This is a genomic window from Sphingomonas sp. KRR8 (genome assembly GCF_023559245.1).
Taxonomy (GTDB): domain Bacteria; phylum Pseudomonadota; class Alphaproteobacteria; order Sphingomonadales; family Sphingomonadaceae; genus Sphingomicrobium.
On record NZ_CP097462.1, the window covers coordinates 2,354,857 to 2,374,492 of the forward strand.

General features: G+C 65.5%; 18 protein-coding genes. 11 read left to right on the forward strand and 7 right to left on the reverse strand.

All coding sequences use genetic code 11. The features are described 5' to 3' along the window. The first annotated feature begins 19 nt into the window (after nt 1-19). Complete coding sequence (locus M8312_RS11920) at nt 20-208, forward strand: hypothetical protein (protein WP_250117910.1); 189 nt, start codon at nt 20-22, stop codon at nt 206-208. A 59-nt stretch (nt 209-267) separates the two neighbouring features. Beyond that, nucleotides 268-1,551 carry a hypothetical protein gene (locus tag M8312_RS11925; protein ID WP_250117911.1) on the forward strand — a complete coding sequence of 428 codons (1,284 nt, stop codon included), beginning with the start codon at nt 268-270 and terminating at the stop codon, nt 1,549-1,551. A gap of 10 nt (nt 1,552-1,561) precedes the next feature. On the opposite strand, the gene M8312_RS11930 is transcribed toward M8312_RS11925, so the two are convergent. After that, on the reverse strand, nt 1,562-2,146 hold the full coding sequence (locus M8312_RS11930; RefSeq protein WP_250117912.1) for a PEPxxWA-CTERM sorting domain-containing protein: 585 nt from the start codon (nt 2,144-2,146) through the stop codon (nt 1,562-1,564). Nucleotides 2,147-2,229: 83 nt separating this feature from the next. Here M8312_RS11930 and M8312_RS11935 point away from each other — a divergent pair, with 83 nt between their 5' ends. Then, on the forward strand, nt 2,230-2,655 hold the full coding sequence (locus M8312_RS11935; RefSeq protein ID WP_250117913.1) for a hypothetical protein: 426 nt from the start codon (nt 2,230-2,232) through the stop codon (nt 2,653-2,655). A 939-nt stretch (nt 2,656-3,594) separates the two neighbouring features. On the opposite strand, the gene M8312_RS11940 is transcribed toward M8312_RS11935, so the two are convergent. Next, a complete protein-coding gene (locus M8312_RS11940; protein WP_250117914.1) occupies nt 3,595-4,248 on the reverse strand; it encodes a hypothetical protein in 654 nt (217 codons plus the stop codon). A gap of 480 nt (nt 4,249-4,728) precedes the next feature. Here M8312_RS11940 and M8312_RS11945 point away from each other — a divergent pair, with 480 nt between their 5' ends. Both M8312_RS11945 and M8312_RS11950 read left to right on the forward strand, forming a co-directional pair. After that, nucleotides 4,729-5,310, forward strand: a complete 582-nt coding sequence (locus M8312_RS11945; protein ID WP_250117915.1) for a YMGG-like glycine zipper-containing protein — start codon at nt 4,729-4,731, stop codon at nt 5,308-5,310. A 12-nt stretch (nt 5,311-5,322) separates the two neighbouring features. Continuing rightward, nucleotides 5,323-6,669, forward strand: a complete 1,347-nt coding sequence (locus M8312_RS11950; protein ID WP_250117916.1) for a L,D-transpeptidase scaffold domain-containing protein — start codon at nt 5,323-5,325, stop codon at nt 6,667-6,669. On the opposite strand, the gene M8312_RS11955 is transcribed toward M8312_RS11950, so the two are convergent. Further along, on the reverse strand, nt 6,666-7,388 hold the full coding sequence (locus tag M8312_RS11955; RefSeq protein WP_250117917.1) for a hypothetical protein: 723 nt from the start codon (nt 7,386-7,388) through the stop codon (nt 6,666-6,668). The two genes, M8312_RS11950 and M8312_RS11955, sit on opposite strands and share 4 nt — an antisense overlap. Nucleotides 7,389-7,422: 34 nt before the next feature. Continuing rightward, complete coding sequence (locus M8312_RS11960; protein ID WP_250117918.1) at nt 7,423-8,208, reverse strand: alpha/beta fold hydrolase; 786 nt, start codon at nt 8,206-8,208, stop codon at nt 7,423-7,425. Between the two features lie 46 nt (nt 8,209-8,254). On the opposite strand from M8312_RS11960, the gene M8312_RS11965 reads away from it, so the two are divergent. The 3 genes from M8312_RS11965 to M8312_RS11975 all read left to right on the forward strand — a co-directional run bounded on the left by M8312_RS11965 (nt 8,255) and on the right by M8312_RS11975 (nt 11,690). Next, a complete protein-coding gene (locus M8312_RS11965) occupies nt 8,255-8,743 on the forward strand; it encodes a (2Fe-2S)-binding protein (protein WP_250117919.1) in 489 nt (162 codons plus the stop codon). Between the two features lie 95 nt (nt 8,744-8,838). Further along, nucleotides 8,839-9,744: an RcnB family protein gene (locus tag M8312_RS11970; protein WP_250117920.1), complete on the forward strand. Its 906-nt coding sequence runs from the start codon at nt 8,839-8,841 to the stop codon at nt 9,742-9,744. Between the two features lie 92 nt (nt 9,745-9,836). Next, nucleotides 9,837-11,690: a DUF885 domain-containing protein gene (locus M8312_RS11975; RefSeq protein WP_250117921.1), complete on the forward strand. Its 1,854-nt coding sequence runs from the start codon at nt 9,837-9,839 to the stop codon at nt 11,688-11,690. Nucleotides 11,691-11,771: 81 nt separating this feature from the next. Here M8312_RS11975 and pgeF read toward each other — a convergent pair whose 3' ends face one another. The 3 genes from pgeF to lgt are packed head-to-tail and all read right to left on the reverse strand — an operon-like array spanning nt 11,772 to nt 14,906. Then, nucleotides 11,772-13,049, reverse strand: coding sequence for a peptidoglycan editing factor PgeF (gene pgeF, locus M8312_RS14485; RefSeq protein ID WP_349773284.1), 1,278 nt, complete (start codon nt 13,047-13,049; stop codon nt 11,772-11,774). Then, a complete protein-coding gene (locus M8312_RS11990; RefSeq protein WP_250117922.1) occupies nt 13,046-14,023 on the reverse strand; it encodes a class I SAM-dependent methyltransferase in 978 nt (325 codons plus the stop codon). Before M8312_RS11990 ends, pgeF begins: the two co-directional genes overlap by 4 nt. 1 nt (nt 14,024) lies before the next feature. After that, complete coding sequence (gene lgt / locus M8312_RS11995) at nt 14,025-14,906, reverse strand: prolipoprotein diacylglyceryl transferase (RefSeq protein ID WP_250117923.1); 882 nt, start codon at nt 14,904-14,906, stop codon at nt 14,025-14,027. A 71-nt stretch (nt 14,907-14,977) separates the two neighbouring features. On the opposite strand from lgt, the gene M8312_RS12000 reads away from it, so the two are divergent. From M8312_RS12000 to hemH, 3 genes are read left to right on the forward strand one after another with little or no spacing between them, the layout of a single operon-like run. Next, nucleotides 14,978-16,648 (forward strand): class I adenylate-forming enzyme family protein, encoded by a 1,671-nt coding sequence (locus tag M8312_RS12000; protein WP_250117924.1) that lies wholly within the window; start codon nt 14,978-14,980, stop codon nt 16,646-16,648. Nucleotides 16,649-16,655: 7 nt separating this feature from the next. Beyond that, nucleotides 16,656-18,620 carry a molybdopterin cofactor-binding domain-containing protein gene (locus M8312_RS12005; protein ID WP_250117925.1) on the forward strand — a complete coding sequence of 655 codons (1,965 nt, stop codon included), beginning with the start codon at nt 16,656-16,658 and terminating at the stop codon, nt 18,618-18,620. Then, entirely contained in the window at nt 18,617-19,624 is a 1,008-nt protein-coding gene (gene hemH / locus M8312_RS12010) for a ferrochelatase (RefSeq protein WP_250117926.1), read from the forward strand. The genes M8312_RS12005 and hemH overlap by 4 nt, the downstream gene beginning before the upstream one ends. Nucleotides 19,625-19,636: the final 12 nt, after the last annotated feature.

A 19,636-nucleotide genomic window follows, 5' to 3' on the forward strand; every position in this document is an offset into this window, starting at 1 on the left:
CCGGGAGGCAGACGAGAACATGAACGATCGCATTGCACTAGGAACCACTGAAATAGGGCTTCTCCCTTTCGAGGAAGACCGCCTGATTGCATACGCCCTTCAGCAGTTCCCGGAATTGGCGGCTCTCGATCTTCGGGGGCAAGCGGGCAAGGTCATCGTGTTCAATGATGACTTTACCGGTTTCGAGTTCGTGGAGCGCCCGCTGTGAGCGCGATCTTCGTGAACAAGATGCGCTCGGGTCCCGCCGAACCCGCACGCCCCATCCGTGTGCTGGCCAAGGGCCTCCCGACCGACAACGCCAAGCTCGCCAGCATTGCCGCGCTCAACCTCGCCGGAAAATCGGGTTGGGCCTTAATCGTCGCTGCCAACGAACTCGGTTTCGACCTTGCCGCACCGACTGGGACCGCGCCTGTCCTCCAGCCCCTCTACCTTACGTCTGCTTCGTTCGTGATCGGCACAGCTTCGTCCGGGACGATCGGAGGAGCAAGCACCGGCTCGACCATCTCCCTCTCGGGCAAATATCCTGCCGGGTTCACGATCAACTCCGCCGCTCGCACGTGGGCTTACGACGGAACAGGTGCAGCCGACACCGGCATCTTCACCCTGACGGAAACGCTGCTCGGTGCGATCGGCAGCCCCAAGCCCACGTCGTTCGGTTGGACCTCGACGGCACCCGTTCCGTTCCTCACATGGACCTCGGCCAGCAACGTCTACGATCCGGTGTTCACGCTCGCCAGCCTTGCCGTGGGCGACGTGGTGGATCTCCAGATCGCCACCGACAGCGGCTTTACCAGCATTTACGGCAGCGACACCAACACCGTGGACGCGACCGAGGCTGGCGATGGCTCTCTGAGCTTCCCGGCTATTCCGACGCTGGGCTTTGGCACGACCTATTACGCCCGCGCTCGAAAGAATGGCGGTGCATGGTCGAGCACTGTCAGCAAGACGATGGCGGCAGCCGTTGTGCAGTTCCCATCCACGACAGGCTTCAACAAATCCCAGTATATTACGGTCTCCGGTTCACCGCCGCTGACTGCCGCTGCCTTGGCTGGTAATGACAAGGACAGTGTTCGCACCAATGTCCAGCAGGGCTTTAACAAGGCTCAAATGGAGATCACCCTCAACAGTGGCGGGGCGTCAGCCAATTTCAACTTCGGCTGGGATAATGGCGTGGACGATATGTCCGGCTTCGTCCTCCCCGGCTACAGCACAAGCAATGGCCTGACGGTTAACTTCGCTCTCGGCCAATACATCTTCGTCAACTGGAATGCAGGGGCGAACCAAATTCAGTTCGCCAATCTGGCGGGGGTCATCCAAGACAATGACGTCTTTACCCTAGTGTTCGACAAGGCAGCGCATACGATGGAGTGCTGGCGCACTCGGGCGGGTGTGACCACGCAAATCGGCGCGACCGCAACAGGTCTGCCCGCACTGAGCGCTTATTATGCCCACATTTCGTCGGTTAACACTGCCGTCAACTTGACGGCCAACTTCGGCGCTACAGCTTATGCAAAGACCCCTGGGACGGGCGTTGCTGCGCAATGGGCCTGACACATGCCTGTCAGCCGAGCACTTCGGAGGGCCGAAGTTTCGAAGCCTTCCGTCGCATGGCCAGGCCCATGCCGCCAAAGCCAAGTAGCATCATGAGCCAAGTTGCCGGCTCCGGGATGGCAGCAGTAACTGCGAAGGTGCCTCTCACGTTAGCACCGACACCGGGCATGGAGCCACCAAAGCCCTGCACCGTTCCATTCAGCGGACTGCCGAAGTTGACAGTGTAGGTCGTGGCGGGCAGGCTAATCGCGTAGGTGCTCGCGTTCACTGCTTCGATGAAGCAGGCAAGGTCACATGCCCCTGCCGTGTTGAAGAGGCTCACCACGCTTCCGCTCAACGTTGGCTCTAGGTTTGCACCATTCTGGTAAGCGAACGGAAAAGGCTGGATCTCGAAGGAGAGCAGCTGATTGGTTGTCGTATCGAAGCTGAATGTACCGTAGAACGGGGCATCGAGATTTAGATCAGCGGCACTGGGGTAGATGCTCGATGAGGTTGCGGTGGCCTTCAAGCCATACTCAACGACAGCTGCGTTGGCTGTGCTCGCGACAGTAGCCGCTGCAAGCGTGCCGTAAGCCAAAGCGCAAAGGATACGCATACCGAATCACTCCCTCGTTTGCCGGAAAGCTGAACCTCGGTTAATTATGAGTCGAGCTATTAAGAGTTAACGGGGGTAGATTGATGGCGCTCGCTCGGCAGCGCAGGAGGCAAGCCTTTGCAAACGGCCTGGTGATTTTGAGCTTCCTCGCGCTCGCAGGTTGCGACCCACTGGTGAGACGGTCCGAGGCGGAAGACATCGCGGAAGATCACGCGGAGGCAGCGCAGCAGCGAGCCCTTGCAGCCGCGAATGAGCGAGCCGACGAACTAGAACAGCGATTGAGGCGCGTTGAACAGCGTTTGGGTGAAGCTGAGGGGCAAGTTCACGAGGTCGCCGCGCAAGCCAGCACCACAAGCCAGATCGTCAACAACAATGCCAAAGTCGCCAATAGCAATGCCATGGCGGACATGACGAGGCGGGGCGCATGCGGCACCGAGATGGTCCGGCTGCAATCAGGTGGAGTGATTATCCAGAACAAGACCTGCACTGCGGCGGATTTGAACCGCTGAGCGCTAACGACTTCTTAACCATGGTCTGAGACTATTTGCTCAGACTTGAGGCTTAGAAGGCAGAAGAAGTGGGGGTGATCATGCGACCACCCCCGGTTGAAATTAGCCGCTCATGAGCGGCACGAGCGTCCTCGCCGGGCTAGCGGCGGCGAGTGTGTTGCCGGACGCGGACGAGGCGGTAAGACCCCTTCCGAACGCGGCGAAGGTGTGAGCGAACGTAAACCACTGCACGTCTCCAAGTTGCCCGAGCGAGGCGCTTGTGCGAGACGGAGCTTCTCAGGGCGGTCCGCCGAAGGCGCACAAGCGCTTACTCGGGTGGGTTGCTAACGAGGGCCGGCCTTCGGGTCGGCCCTTTGTTCATCGGCATCTATCGGCTGCCGTACCGTGTCCTCATTTCAAGATTGAATTGCCTCCTACTGTTTGGGAGAGTTATCTAAGAAGGGTTAAGAATCCGCTTTGCCGCGGATAACCTCTCGGTAACTATTCCGCGTTTGAACATTTATCGGCGGCGGCCCCTCTCGCCCGATAAGAGCGGCTTGCGTTTCGGCGGGGCCGACAAGCGAGCCTGGGCTGAACGGTTATCGGCCAAAATACCTCTCGTGAGCGGTGAAACGACGTCCAAAAACTGCTTTATTCTGCCAAGTCTTACCACTGTAGAATGGCGAAACGGTTGACAGCACAAAGCCGAGCAAAGCGCCTAAAGTTCGCACCTTGCTAAATGGCCGGAGCCAGCGGCTCCAAACCGAATAGGTCGTGAAAGTCGGGTTGAGGCAAACTCATCGGGCAGCTCCTTATTGCTGCCGATTGAGTTACAAGCTGAAGCGCGGCAGCGCGTCGGAACATTTGCGCTGGTTGACCACGGTTGAATCACGGCGTGCGAGCGACACACGTTTGAACAATTCGGTTTCGCGGTGTTCGTGAGTGGTTGGCGGGCCGAGACTAATCCTCACCCCTTGCCCGTCTGAGCTGCTCCTGCCGCTTACGAATGAACTCGCTTGTGTTCTTGCAGGCGGCCAGCTCCGCTTCCTCGTCGATTGGATTGGGCTGGGGTACGGAGCGTGACGGTTGCACTCGGACGCTGGGCTTACGTCTTTTGCGTGGGATGCTCGGCTTGATGTTCTGCTTTGCCCGCAAGGCTGCCATTTCAGCCTCGAACTCCCTCCGGTTCTTCTCTCGTATGTCTTCAAGGCGACAGATCGCGGTTGAGAGGTCGTTCTCTCGGCGGGTCACCTGCACAGTCTGGTGCAGCATTCTGGCCGCGACGATCCTGAGAATGGCCTGCTCTATGTCGTCCGTTGCGTCTTCAATATCGTCGAAGTCGCCGGGCTCACGTCTGCCATCGCTCACCGCATCAGCGATCGCGTCATTGATGTGCCCGACCAGCGTTCCGGACGGAGCGTCTTGGATTGCTTGCCCCAGCTCGAAGGCTTGTTGCGCAAGTCTGTAAGGATCGCCGGCCCCAGCTGTGACCCGCATAGCGTTGGCAACAAAGGTTCGCGCCAGCCACGCTAGGTCGTGCATGGCGTGGCGGATCGCCACGTCTTCGCTTGTATGCTCAGGAGCTAGAGTTGGCTTGGGCGGATCGTCGGCCATGTCGATAGGGCTATACCTAATGAGGGCGATTGTAAGCGCCCGAGTACTGCTCAATGCCGGGCTAGTCGTAAGCCTCACGCTGCGTCTTTTTAGGTCGGTCCCTCGCTTGTGCCGCGCTGCGACGTTTGGCGGACGGCGGGGAGATCGAACACCGCAAAGTCGCCCTTGGCGGCACTTTCAAATCCTAGTGGGGTAAAGAGTGGGGTAAGAACTTGCATAAGGCCCGATACTCAAGAGCAAAGTTTGGACGCCTCCGTCTCCGCCAGCGTCTGCCCAGCTCAATTGTTGTCGAATGGCAGACTTAGCCGGTCTCCCATGACGTTGAGCGAACCCAAGCGCACCCCTGCAGCCCTTGTGCAAAAATCGCGCCCGGAACCTTGGACGTGACGGTTGCGTTCCAACAACCGCTGACTTCGCACGCATCACACGCCCGGTCCTGCCGGTCCTTGTGTGCGGTCCGCCCATAACTCGGGAGAAGGCATGATGAAGAAAACCGCTCTGGCCCTTATGCTGGCCGGCTCTGTATCCCTCGGTGCGTGCAGCACCTACAATAACGACGGCATGGCCGACGCCGCCACCGGCGCCGCCGTTGGCGCGGGTGTTGGCGCCGTCGCGGGCGCCGCCCTTCCTGGTGTCAGCACCATCGCCGGTGCGGCCGTTGGCGCTGCCGTTGGCGGTCTCGCCGGCGCGGTCTGGGCCGATCGCAACAACGACGGCTATGCTGACGGCTACGTTCAGAACGGCCAATATTATCAGGGCGCGCCCTCGGGCTGGGACAGCACGACCGGCCGAGTGGCGACCGGTGCCCTCGGTGGCGCAGCGCTTGGCGCGGCCGCCGGTGCTCTGATCCCGGGCGTCAGCGTCCTTGAGGGCGCGGTCGCGGGCGCCGTCGTCGGCGGTCTCGCAGGCGCCGTCTGGGCCGACCAGAACAATGACGGCAAGGTCGATGGCTACGTCTACAATGGCCAGTACTACCAGGGCGCGCCGCCGCAGTCGGCCGCACCGGCCCCGGCTCCAGCCCCGACCTACAGCGCCCCCGTGCGCAGCGGCGAGCGCGGCTAAGCTCTCTCCGTGATGGACTTCGCGTATCGGAAGTCAAATTCGCGTGCCGGTCGCCGCAAGCGGCCGGCACGTCTGTTCCTGGCACTGTTCCTGCCTGCCCTGGCCATCACCACTCCGGTGAGTGCTTCACCGGCGCGAAGCCGCGCTGCGACCGGTCAGTCGGTGGATGATTTCTACGCTGCCCGCGGCGGCGCTCCCCTGTGGCTTGTCCGTGAGAACCAGGGCGCGGCGGAGGCCTTGCTCGACCTGCTGCGCAGCGCCCGGGTGGATGGGCTCGACCCAGCGACTTATCATGTCGGCGACCTCGAGCGCGCCTTTTGGCGAAACGACCGCCGTGCGCAGGAGATGCTGCTCAGCCGGGCGTTCGGCGCCTACGTTCGCGACCTGCGCTTCCGGGCAGCGGACCTTGGCACCATCTTCGTGGATCCTCAGCTTCGTCCGACCGCGCCAAGCCCGCGCGCCGCGCTTGAGGCCGCCGCCGCCGCGCCCTCGCTGACTGCTTACGTTCAGTCGATGGGCTGGATGCATCCTTATTATGCCGAGCTGCGCCGTGATCTCATCCGCGCTACGGACGAGCCAACGCGTCAGCTGCTGACGGTCAACCTCGAACGCGCCCGCCTGCTTCCAGCGCCCGACGCGGGCCGGTTCGTACTCGTCAACGCCGCCGAACAACGCCTTTCGATGTGGGACGGCGGACGGACAGTGGACTCGATGAAAGTCGTGGTCGGCAAGCCGGTCTATCCGACCCCGATGATGGCGGGGTTCATCCGTTACACCGTGCTTCGACCTTACTGGAACGTCCCCGCCGACCTCGCCGCCGAACGAGTGGCTCCATTCGTGGTCAAGTCCGGCGTCGGTTACCTCCGCCAGAAGGGCTACCGGCTGTTGTCCGACTGGTCCGACAACGCGACCCTGGCCGACCCGTCCAAGGTCGATTGGCCAGCAGTGGCGGCCGGGCGTGTCCAGGTCCGCCTTCGGCAGGACCCGGGCCGGCAGAATGCGATGGGCGTGATGAAGTTCATGTTCCCGAACGAGCAGGGGATCTATCTTCACGATACACCGTCGACCGAGCTCTTCGCTGAAGCATCGCGCCTGTTCTCCGGCGGCTGTGTCCGGCTGGAGGCCGCGCCGCGGCTGGCCCAGTGGCTTTACGGTAAGCCGCTGAAGGCGACTGGCACCACGCCCGAACAGCAGGTTCCCCTCGACCGGCCCGTCCCGGTGTTCATCACTTATCTGACCGCCGTGCCGGGGAGCGAGGGCGGCTACGCGGTGTACGATGACATCTACAAGCGCGACGCCCAGCGCATGGCAGAGCTGTTCGGCGGCGCACCGTCCGGCGCCGCGGTGGCCGCGCGCTAGCGGCGCGACCAGTTGGCAACGTAGGTGATCTCGTCCGGACGTGGGCGCCCATAGGCATCGCGCGCCGGATCGAACCGCAGCCGCGGCAGCAGCATGTCACAGATCATCGCGTCGAGCGCGACACTGCCGCTGGTCTGTCGGGCCCGGCAATCGGTGGCCCGGCCGAACGCGTCGACCCGGATGGCGTAGGCGGCGCTTCCGCTTGGGACCGCGAATGAGCGGATCGCGCGGTAGTCGCCTTGGCTGAGCCCGCCGCCAAGCCAGCGCGCGCCGATTCCCTGCCCCCCGCCATCGCCTGGACCGCCGGTCCCGCCACCGCCCGTACCATTCCCGCTTCCGCCCGCGCCATTGCCAGGGCCGGGCGACCGTCCGGAGCCGGCGCTCTGGTCTCGCCCGGGTGCAGGCCCCGGTTCGCGTGCGACCGGCAGCGGAGAGGGCCGTGGCTGCGGTGGCTGCGGAAGCACGATCGGCGCAGCCTTGGCGGCGACATCGCTGGCGCCGGCCTTGTTCTTTGGCGCAGCCTCCCGTTGCCTCGGTTCGGGAGGAGGCGGCAGGGGCGGAGGCGGAGCGACGTTGAAGGTGGCCAGCTGTTCACGCGCCGCGCGGACGAGGGCGGGGCCACGCAAGCCGGCCACCAGCGCCAGACCCAGCGCGACATGCACTGCGACCACCAGTGCCAGGGACCTGGCGGACACCCGATTATCGCGGCGGTACGGCATGACGAGGCTTAAACGCGCGTCGCCCGCCCGAGTGTCAGCCGTCCTGTTCGACGCCGGCAAGGAAGCCGGCCAGAACCCGATTGAAGATGGCGGGCTGTTCGGCGTTGCTGAGGTGCCCGGCGCTCGCAATCTCAACCAGCGCAGCGTGTGGGATCCGGTCCTTCAGATCCTCGCTCAACGAGGGCGGCGTGATACGGTCCTCGTTGCCGCACAGTACCAGCACGGGGCAGCGGATATCACGCACCCGCGTGCGCTGATCGGCGAGCCACACCGCCTCGGCGCCCTGGGCGTAAGCGGCGGGGTCTATTGCCGCCATCGTCTCGATCAGCTCGGTCTGCAGCGCCACGGTCGCGCCGGCCGCCAGCAGTGACCCGACCCGCGCTTCCGCCAGCCCTCGCATTCCGAGGTCGCGCGAAGCTGCAATCGAGCGGTCGTAGATTGCCTGCCCCTCAGGATGACAGGCGAAGCTGTCGGCAAGGATCAACGAGGCGCAGCGCTCGGGCGCCGCGGCATGCATGGCAATCGCCACTACGCCGCCGAGTGACAGCCCGCAGATATGCGCCTGCGTGATGCACAAGGCATCGAGCGCCGCCCAGCAGGACGAAGCGAAGCCATCGCGGCTGGTACCCGCGGCCGGCAGGCTCTCGCCATAACCTGGGTAGTCCAGCGCAACGGTTCGACGCTCCTGGCCAAACGCCTCCAGCTGCGGTCTCCACACGCTCTTGTCCGAGCCGACGCCATGCAGCAGCACCAGCGGAATGCCGGTGCCGCCGGTGTCGTTCACGCCCACCCGGCCCATTGCCGTATCGATTGTCGCCATGGTGCCATCTTGGCAGGTCGGGGTCCCGGCGGCTAGCCGTGGGGCCATGACCCGGATGACCGTCAACGGCCAGGCGCTGGAGTATAAGCTCGATCCGCAGACGCCGCTGCTGTGGGCGCTGCGCGAAGCGTCCAACCTCACGGGGACCAAGCATGGCTGCGACGATGGCGCTTGCGGCGCCTGTACGGTGATCGTTGACGGGCGGGCGGAACGGAGCTGCCAGCTGCCGCTGGGATCACTCGAGGGCTCGGTCGTCACCACGATCGAAGGCTTGTCCGCCAACCGCTCGCATCCGGTGCAGCTGGCCTGGCTGGCCGAGCAGGTCACCCAATGCGGCTTTTGCGAGCCGGGCTTCATCATGGCCATTGCCGCGTTGCTGCAGGCCAGTCCGCGGCCCAGCCAGCAGCAGATCGACGCCCTGCCGAATCGCTGCGCTTGTGGCGCCCAGCCGCGGATCCTGCGCGCGATCCGGCGCGCCTCGGCGGCGATGACCGAGGCCGCGGTGAAGCGCCCCGCAACCCCGCCGAACCGTTAAGCCACGGCTAATCCGCACAAGCGCACCCACAGGTAACAACATCACCTGAGCGAGTGTGCGCCATGCGGTTTTTCCTTCCCTTGCTTCTCCTCTCCGTGGCCGCGCCAGCGCTGGCCGATCCTGGTGACCAGGACGCGGGCGAACGCCGCGCCGAGCGCATCCAGGAACGCCAGCAGCAGCGCGAAGAGCGCGCCGAACGCCCGCCGCCGCCCCGCTTCGAGCGGCCCGCCCCGCAACCCGCGGTGCGAATCGAACAGCCTCAGGCCCCCGTGCCGCAGATCGAGCGGGCGGAGCGTCCATCGTCGCCGCAAGTACGGTTCGACCGGCCGGAACGGCGCTTTGACGGCGGTCAAACCCGTAGCGCCGATGGTGGCGCGCGCTGGCGCGATCGTCAGCCCGAGCAACCGCAGACGCCGCCGCCTGTCGTTGGTGTCGGAGCAGCGGGTCGTCCGAGCGGCGACAGCGTCAGTGACTGGCGTTGGCGCGATCGCCGTGGCGGAGAGCGCCCGGTCACCACGCCGCCGCGCCCTGCCGTCCAGATCGATGGTGCGACCTATACCGATCGCCGGCCACGTGATGGCGACCGCTGGCGGGACCGCGACGGACGCCGTGATGGCGACCAATGGACAGGGCGAAACGGTTCTGACCGGCGTTACGACCGTGACGACTGGCGCAACCGCCGTTCGGACACGGGTGCGTGGCGGCCCGACTGGCGGCGCGATCCACGCTACGACTGGCAGCGTTACCGCGACCGCCATCGGTCGATCTTCCGCATTGGGGTGTACATCGACCCGTTCGGCTGGGGCTATCGCCCGATCAGCACCGGGTGGCAGATCTATCCCGACTATTACTCCCAACGCTACTGGATCGGCGATCCCAGCTACTACAGCCTGCCCATGGTGAGCTGGCCTTATCGCTGGGTGCGTTATTACGACGACGCGCTGCTGGTCGATGTTCGGGACGGGCGGGTAGTTGACGTCATCAACGCTTTCTTCTGGTAGAGGAAAGCACGCCGTCCATCGAAGCGGGCGTTGCCAGAACGGCAGCGCCCGTCTTCCTGTGCGGCTGAGTTTCGCTTGCCCGCAAGGATCCGATGCCGATGACACGCCTGCTTCTGCTGTCCGCCAGCCTCCTGCCGCTTGCGGCCTGCGCCACCACGCCGGCCGTGCCCCCGATGCCGGCGACTCCGCTGGTCCAGCCGGTTCCGGCACCGCCGCCCGCCACGGCGCAAAGCGAACATGCCAAGCTGTTCGCCATCTTCACCGCCAGCGACGAGGCCAGCCTCAAGCGCAATCCTCTGAACGCGCTGTTCCGCGGCGACATGCGCTATTCCGACCAGCTCGGCGACAGCATCACCGATGCCTATTTCACGGGCGAGAAGGCCGCCGCGGAGCATGACCTCGCCGCTCTCGGCACGGTCGACCGCTCGGTCCTCAGCGAGACCGACCAGCTCGCTTACGACACGTTCAAGTTTTCGACGTCGGACACGCTTCGCGGGCTTCAGCCCGACCTGCTCGCACTGACCAAGGTGCGGCCGATGAACCACTTCTACGGCTTCCACACCTTCTATCCCACCTTCGCCAGCGGCAAGGGCGCGGCGCCGTTCAAGACGGTGAAGGACTATGAGGACAATCTCACCCGTCATCATCAGGCGGTGGTCTACCTCGACCGGGCGATCGGGCGCTGGCGCGAGGGACTGGCGAGCGGCGTCGTCGACACCAAACTGACCGTCCGCAACATGATCGAGCAGCTGGACACCCAGCTCAAGCAGCGGCCCGAGGATTCGCCTTATTATGGCCCGGTGAAGGAATTCCCGGCCGGCATCTCGGCCGCGGACCAGGCGCGGCTGCGGGCGGCCACCCGCCAGTCGATTGTCACCGAGCTCTATCCAGCGCTGACCCGCGTGCGTGATTTCCTTCGCGACGACTATCTGCCCCACGCGCGTGACAGCGTGGGCCTGTCGCAGATGAAGGGCGGCGACCAGCTCTATCGGTACCTGGTGAGGTCGACGACGACGCTCGACATGAGCCCCGAGGAAATCCACCAGCTGGGCCTCTCCGAAGTCGCCCGGATCACCGACGGGTTCGAAAAGGTGCGCCAGGAGGTCGGGTTCAAGGGCACGCTGGCCCAATTCTTCGACTATATGCGCACCGCCAAGCGCTTTCAGCCGAAGAGCCGCGAAGGGCTGACGGAGGACTATTACCGCATCGGCAAGGCGGTGGAGGCGCAGATCCCGCGCTTCTTCAGCACCATTCCCAAGGCGCCGCTGGTGATCCGCCCCTACGAGCCCTTCCGCGAAAAGTTCGAGGCGGGTGGTTCCTACGAGCAGGGCACGCCGGACGGTTCGCGTCCGGGCACGTTTTATTTCAACGCCTACGACCTGCCTTCGCGCAGCACGTGGGAGGAAACCACGCTGTTCCTCCATGAGGGTGAGCCTGGACATCACTTCCAGATCAGCCTGGCGCAGGAGAACAAGGACCTGCCCGAGTTCATGCGGTTTGGCGGGAACACGGCCTACGTCGAAGGCTGGGCGCTCTACTCGGAGACGCTCGGCTACGAGATGGGCTTCTACAAGGACCCGTATCAGCGCTTCGGCACGCTCAACGACGAGATGCTGCGCGCGATGCGGCTGGTGGTCGATACCGGCATCCATTCCAAGGGTTGGACCCGTGACCAGGCGATCGCCTACATGCTCGGCCACTCGGGAATGAGCCGCACGGACGCCACCGCAGAGGTCGAGCGCTACATCGCCATTCCGAGCCAGGCGCTCGCCTACAAGCTGGGCGCACTCACCATTCAGCGGCTGCGGCACAAGGCGGAGACGGAGCTTGGGCCCAAGTTCGACATCCGCGACTTCCATGCACAGGTGCTGATGACCGGCGCGCTGCCACTGACGATCCTGGAGCAGAAGATCGACCGCTGGATCGCGGAGAGGAAAGCGGCGTAAGCAAGCGTCCGGGGGACGATTGCGCCGCTTTCCGCGGCGTAAAAAAGCGTCCGGGGCACGCTAGCGCCACTTTTCCGGAGGCTAGGGGGTCATCCCGATCAGGCTGATCTGCCGGCCGTAGCTTGGCTCGCCAAGGTGCGTGGCGCGGCGGTAGCTGTAGAACAAGTCCGGCTGCGCGTAAGTGTCCTGGCCCAGCGCCTCGACCTGGCGCAGGCCGGCCCGGGCGAGCCGCGCAACGACGTAGCTTTCAAGGTCGAAGTGCGGCTTGCCGGCTGGACCTTCAGTGAAGAAACGGTCCGCTTCCGGCTCATTGGCCGTGAAGGCTTCCGGAAAGGCGTAGTCGACCTCGTAGCTGCGCTGCGCGATGCACGGCCCCACCGCGGCTACGATCCGCTCACGCCGGGCGCCCAGCCGCTCCATGGCCGCGATGGTCGAGTCCGTCACGCCAGCGATGGCGCCCTTCCAGCCGGCGTGAGCCGCGCCGATCACGCCCGCTTCGGCGTCGGCCAGCAGGACGGGCGTGCAGTCAGCGGTGAGGATGCCGAGCAGCTGGCCGGGTCGATCGGTCACCACCGCATCGGCATGAGGCCGGTCGTGGTCAGGCCATTCGCCGGCTTCCACAACGGCGGCCGAGTGAATCTGATGCGGCGAGACGATCCGCGCCCCGGGCAGCACCGCGTCGGCCGCGATCCGGCGATTGACGCGGACGATGTGCAGGTCCTCGCCGCTGCCCCAGCCACAATTGAGGCTGGCCATGGCGCCCGTGCTGATCCCGCCGACGCGGCCGAAGAAGCCGTGAGGTACGCCGGACAGGGACTGCGCCCGCCACAAGCGCGCGGGCGTGAGCTCAGCGGCCCAGACGCGGTCTTCATCGGGATGATCACCGACCATGAAGGTGACTGGACCCCGGTCGGTAAAGCCGTACTTTGCATAGAAGGCTTGCGCGCGAAAATTCTCGCTGAACACCGACAAGGCAACGCGCCGGGCCGAACGGCGCCGAGCCTCCTCCATCACCCACGCCATCAGCTGCTGGGCCAACCCGGTGCCGTGCGCGGTCTTGAGCAGATACAACTGCTTCAGCTCAAGCGTGCCCTCGCTCTGGACGTAGGGCAGCTTGTTCGGCCCCACCTTGGCGTAGCCGACGATTTCCCCGTCCAGTTCGCCGACCTGAAAGGCAAACAGCGGATTGTCGAACTCGGCGCGCCAATCGTCGAGCGTGAAGCCGCCGAGAAAGGTCTGGAGGTCGCGTGGATCGTACAGGTGCGCGAAGGTGTCGCAGAAACTCGTGTCGAAAACCCGGTCAATGTCGGGCAGGTCGGCGGCCGTGGCGGGCCGAACGGTGAGTGCCAGGTCGGTCATAATCCCGCCACGCTTGGCCATTCCGGTGAGCGGATGGCAAGGGTCTTGAACAGGCTCCCCATCTGGTCCGGCCGGCACAGCCGCGCCCGCGCCGCTTCGATCTCCGCCGCACGGTCGGGCGCCGCATTCGCCAAGGCCCGGGCGCGCGCCATGATCCCGAGCCGTTCGAGCCATGCGCCCTGCTCGGCCGGTCCGTCGACGAATGCCCCGGCCTCGAGCACCACCTCGCCAACTCGATGGAAGTCGACATGGCTGGTCAGGTCCTGCTCGCCAGGGCTTGCCAGGACCGGAGCGTAGCGATGCTCGCGAACGGCCTGCAGCGTGTCCCCGGGTCCGCTGCGCTCGTGACCATAATCGATGATGATCGCCACACCGCCGAGCGCGACCAGTCCTTCGCTCAAGGCCCGCACGGCCTCGTCGCGCGCCGGTGAGTCCTCGATCACTTCTCCATCCCGATCGAACGCCAGATGCCCACCGGTCAGGACAACCTTGCGCTCCAATCCACCGACGAACTGGCGGATCGGCAGCGCGTCGAGGAACTCGTTGGCGACCACCAGGCATGGCCCGTCGGCCGGCAGGTCGCTGATGCTGTCATGGTGCCTGGCCCCAGGCACCGCCGCCAACTGCGCGGCCCGCAGTGTCTCGCTCGTCTCGATAAAGTGCGCTGGGGGCGACAGCCCCGCCGAGCGCATCACCCTGAGCGCATCGCTCGCCAAGGTGCCGCGGCCCGGCCCCAGTTCGACGTAGCGCACGGTCGAAGGCCGGCCAGCGCGCGCCCACACGTCGGCCAGCGCGGCGCCCACCAGTTCGCCGAACATCTGGCTGATCTCGGGCGCGGTGGTGAAATCGCCGGCCGCGCCGAGGGGATCGCGAGTGGCGTAATAATAAGCGTTGCAGGCCTCCATATAGGCCTCGACGCTTAGCGCCCCTTCGGTTCGAATCCGGGTCCGGACAGCGCGCTCGAAGGGCGTCACTTCAGGCCACGCTCTCCGCCCCGGCGATCGGTTCGACCCGCTGCCTCCGGCCCTTCGCAGTCGCCACCAGATAGGCACCGCCAAGGATCATGGGTACGCACAGCCACTGGCCCATGTGCAGCCCGGTCGCGCGGGCGAAGGCGACCAGCTGCTCGTCCGGCTCGCGGATATACTCCACCCCGAAGCGGAACAGGCCGTAGCCGAGCAGGAAGATGCCGACGAGCTTGCCCGGCTCGTAACGCGCGCGGGTCTTCCAGAACATCACCCAGAGGATAGCGAAAAGAGCCAGTCCCTCCAGCGCCGCTTCATAAAGCTGGCTCGGGTGGCGTGGCGGACCAAGCACCTGGACGCCCGCGATTACTTCGGGAAAACGCACTGCCCATGGCACGGTGGTCGGTGCACCCCACAATTCGCCGTTCACGAAGTTGGCGAGCCGGCCGAAGAACAGCCCGATGGGCACCACGCAGGCGACATAGTCGTGCAGCCGAAGCCAGTTCAGCTTCTGTTTCCAGGCAAGGTACATGATCCCGAGGCTGGTGCCGATCACACCGCCGTGAAAGCTCATCCCGCCATCCCACAGCTTCACCATCTCGATCGGGTTTTCGAGATATTTGTCCAAGTTATAGAATAGGATATAGCCAATCCGGCCACCCAGGATCACGCCCAGCGCGGCGTAGAATACCAAGTCATCGGCGTGGCGGCGGGCCATGGGCGCGCCGGGCTCGCGGATGAGCCGGAGCATGTACCAATAGCCAAGGAAGATGCCGGCCAGGTAGGCCAGGCTGTACCAGCGCAGCTGGAAGAAGCCGAGGTCGAGGGCCACGGGGGACAGGTGCAGGCTGGTCCAGGCAATGCCATTCGTCGCCGCCGCCATCATGCTCATCTTTTAAGCTCTTCCCCGTTGCCTGAGGCCGTCTCATAAGGCCGGGACACGGAAACGCCAAGGAGAGCCGGATGCCCAGTGAACTCGACCAACGCTATGATGCGGTGTTGGCTGCGGTCACTGGTCCAGGCGGGCGGATCGTCACGGGCACGGACGAGCAGGGATGCACCATCGTGACCAACTTGCCGGCCACCCTGCCGGCGTTCTTCAAGACCTTCTGCGCGCTGAACGGTGCGGTCGAGGCCGTGATCACGAGTGACGAGCGGCTGACCTTTGCCGATCTCGACCGGACCTCGGATGCGCTGGCGCGCGCGCTCGTGCACGGCCACGGCATCCAGAAGGGCGACCGCGTCGGCATTGCGATGCGCAACTGCCCGGCCTGGATCGTCAGCCACATGGCGATCCTCAAGGCCGGTGGGATCTCCACGCTCCTGAACGGCTGGTGGCAGAGCCATGAGATGGCGCACGCGCTGGACCTGACGGAGCCCAAGCTGATCATTGCGGACGCTCCCCGCGCGCAGCGGATCGCTGGTGCCTGCGGGCCCTGGCCGGTCGTCTCGCTGCCGATTGAGCGGCCGATTGCCGAAGCCCTTGCGCCATTGCTCAAGGACGGTTGTCCAGAAGACGCGCCGCTGCCCGAGATTGTGCCGGAAGATGACGCCACCATTCTCTTCACTTCGGGTTCGACCGGGGGCGCGAAGGGCGCGCTATCCGACCATCGCGCGGTGACTCAGGGTGTCTACACCTATGCCACCAGCATCATCTGCCTGCTCGGCATCATGGAAAGCATGGGCGAGGGGCCGAAGAATCCGCCAAAGACGCTGGTGAGCGTGCCGCTGTTCCACGTCACCGGCGAGGTGCCGGTGCTCTTGAACAGCTTCGTCATTGGGCGCGGAATGGTGCTGATGCCCAAGTGGGATGCCGGCGAGGCGCTGCGGCTGATCGAGAAGGAAAAGGTCACCTATTACGTCGGCGTGCCGACCATGAGCCTCGAGCTGATGAACCATCCCGACCGGGACAAATATGATCTCTCGACGCTGACCGACATCGCCGCGGGCGGCGCCCCCCGGCCGGTAAGTCACGTGCAGCGACTCAAGGACAGCTTTGAAACTGCCCAGCCGGCGCTCGGCTATGGCCTGACCGAGACCAATGCGGTCGGCTGCGGCAATTACTGGGGCAATTACCTGGCGAAACCGGCCTCCACCGGGCGGCCGCTGCCCTATGTCCAGGTTGCCATTCTCGGAGCGGAAGACGCGCACTTGCCGCAGGGCGAGCGGGGTGAGGTCGGAATAAAGGCCGCCGCCAATATCAAGGGCTATTGGAAGAACCCCGAAGCGACCACCGCCGCCTTTACCGCTGACGGCTTCATGAAAACGGGCGATGTCGGCTACCTCGACGAGGACAATTACCTGTTCATCGTCGACCGCAAGAAAGACATCATCATCCGGGGTGGCGAGAACATCAGCTCGGCGGAAGTCGAGGCCGCCATCTACGGCTCCGAGAAGGTGGCCGAGGCGGCGGTGTTCGGGGTGCCTGACGAGCGGCTGGGCGAGGTGCCGATCGCGATCATCCACCCGGCGGAGGGCGCGAGTTTGAGCGACCATGAATTGCGCGCCTTCCTCGAAGCCCGGCTGGCGGCCTTCAAGGTTCCCTCGCGCTTCATCCTGGCCGACCAGCCACTACCACGGCTCGGTACGGGCAAGATCGACCGGGTTGCGCTGAAAGCGCAGTACGCCGCCTGATGCGACCGTGAAGGTTGATCGCCGGACGCTGCTGATCGGCGGCGGCGCAGGAGTGGGGCTGGTCGTCGCCTGGGGAGTATGGCCGCGCCGCTATGCGCCGGGCCTGCCGCTGGCGAAGGGCGAGCAGGCGTTCGATCACTTCCTCAAGATTGCGCCGTCAGGGTTGGTCACGGTCGCCGTGCCACAGGTCGAGCATGGCCAAGGCGTGTGGACGGCGCTGCCGCAGTTGCTGGCCGACGAGCTCGGCGCCGACTGGAACAAGGTGGCGGTGATCCCTTCGCCGGCGGGGAAGGCCTACGACAATGTGCTCGCTGGCCCGCTGGGCAAGGGGCGCGTGACCGGCGGAGCGACGTCGGTGCGGGCCTTCGGCGACCGGCTACGGCAGGCCGGTGCAGCCGCCCGCGCCATGCTCTGCGCTGCCGCGGCCCGCCGCTGGGGCGTCAGTGCGGCCGAGTGCGACACCGCCGCCGGCTTCGTTGCCTGCGGCGGCAGACGGCTGTCCTTCGGCGACCTGGCCGAGGCCGCGGCAGAGGAGGTTGTACCGCGAGACGCTCCGCTTCGCGCCCGTCCTGCAGGGCTAGCGATGCAGCCGCTGCCTCGCCTCGACGGGCCGCCCAAAGTCGATGGAAGCGTCCGCTTCGCCGCTGATATCCGCTTGCCCGGCCTAGTCCATGCTGCGGCCCTGATCGGTGACACGGCCGAGCGCGATATTTCCGGCCTTCACCTTGGCGAGGGCTGGGTGGCGGCGATCGGCGCGACGAGTTGGGCCGCACGCCAGGCGCTCGCTCGCGCTGCACCCGCCTTTCGAACCACCCGGCTCGACGACCGTGCCATCGAACTCGCCATGGCCGCCGCGCTTGAGGGCGAGGAGCTGCCGCCGTTGACCGGGCGCACGGTCACTGCCGATTATCGCATGGCCGCAGTCCCGCACCTCGCGCTTGAGCCGCCCACCGCTACGGCGCGCTGGAACGAAGGGCGTCTTGAGTTATGGGCAGGCACGCACCGGCCCGATGAGACTCTGGCGTCGAGCGGCCCCGGACCGGGCTCTCACCTCTTTCCGCTGCCGGTCGGCGGGCCCGATCACCGGCTGATGACCAACGAGGCTGCGCCCATCGCGGCCGAACTGGCACGGCGGCTGAGCCGACCGGTGCAGGTGACGCTCAGCCCCGCCCATGCCCGCGCGATCGATCCGGTCCTTGCGCCCGCGCAGGCTCGCTTTCGGGCGAAGCTCGGCCCCGACAATCGCGTGCTCGCCTGGGTCGGGAGGCTGGTCGGCATTTCCCCGATCCCCATGCCGTACACCGTGCCGCAAGTCGATATTCACCTGATCGATCCCAAGCTCAGCAGGCTGCGCACGGGCCACCTGCGCGGCGGCGATGACTTGTTCGCCACTTTTGCCCGCGAGAGCTTCGTTGACGAGTTGGCGCGACAGACCGGGTTCGAGCCGCTTGCCTTTCGCATCGCCATGCTGGGTGGGCACCCGCGCCTTGCCCGCGTCCTGACCACGGCGTCGGCGCTGGGCGGCTGGGATGGCGGCGGCGCGGGAAGCACGCTCGGCCTCGCGGTGCACAGTGCTTACGGAAGCCATGCCGCCCTGCTCGCCAGCGCAACGATCGGCGGCGACGGGCAGGTTGCAGTCGATCGGCTGGTCTGCGCGGTCGATTGCGGCCGCGTGGTCAACCCGCAGCTTGTCAGGCAGCAGGTGGAGTCCGCAATCATCGCTGGCCTGGCGTATGCGCGCGCGCCGGCGCCGAGCGTCAGCGACGGTCTCCTGCGCTCGGGCGGTGGAACCGCACCCGGCCTCGCCGGCACGCCGCGCATCACCGTCGAGGTCATTCCCAGCGACGCCAAGGCCGGCGGCCTGAGTGGATTGGCGGTTCCGCTGGTCGCGCCAGCTGTCGCAAATGCCGTATCGGCGGCGAGTGGCCGGCGCTTGCGTGCGCACCCGTTCGATCCGATGTCGCAGCCATGAAGCCACCCGCCGATCACCCGACGATCCCGCCGCGCAAGGTGGGTGTACTGCTGATCAACCTCGGCACGCCCGATGCGCCCGAAGCGCCGGCGGTCCGCCGCTATCTTGCCGAATTCCTGTCGGATCGCCGAGTGGTCGAGATTCCGCCCATCGCTTGGAAGCCGATCCTGCACGGGATTATCCTGCGGACCCGTCCGGCCAAGTCGGCCCACGCGTACCGGCAGGTCTGGACGGAGCACGGTTCCCCGCTTGCCGCCATCACCCGGCGGCAGGCTGAAGCGCTGCAGGCCCACTGGGGTGACCGGGTGATGGTCGATTGGGCAATGCGTTATGGCAATCCGGGCATCCGTCTCGCGGTGGAGAAGCTGTTCGCGGCTGGCTGCGACCGCATCCTGGCCGCGCCGCTCTACCCGCAATACTGCGCCGCAACGACCGCCACCGCCAACGACACGCTGTTCGGAATGCTCGCAGAAATGCGCTGGCAGCCGGCGCTGCGCACGCTGCCGCCCTACCATGACGATCCTGCCTACATTGGCGCGCTCAAGAACAGCATCGAGCGGCAACTGGCCGCGCTCGACTTTACGCCCGACCGGCTGTTGCTCAGCTTTCACGGCATGCCAGAGCGGACGCTGTTCAAGGGAGATCCCTACCACTGCCACTGCCGCAAGACCGCGCGGCTGCTGGGCGAGCAGCTGAGCATTCCGACCGACACCGCTTTCCAGTCCCGCTTCGGGCGCGCCAAATGGCTCGAGCCTTCGACCGAGAACGTTCTGGCCGCTTATCCCGCTCAAGGTGTTCGCAAGCTTGCGATCGCCGCGCCCGGATTCTCGGCAGATTGCATCGAGACGATTGAAGAACTCGGTATCCGCGGCAAGGAAACGTTCGAAGCGGCCGGGGGCACTCACTTCGCGCGCCTCGATTGCCTCAACGACAGCGATGAGGGGATGGCGATGCTGGACGCCATTCTGTCGCGCGAACTTGCGGGCTGGGTGACGCCTGCCTAGTCTCCCCGGCTG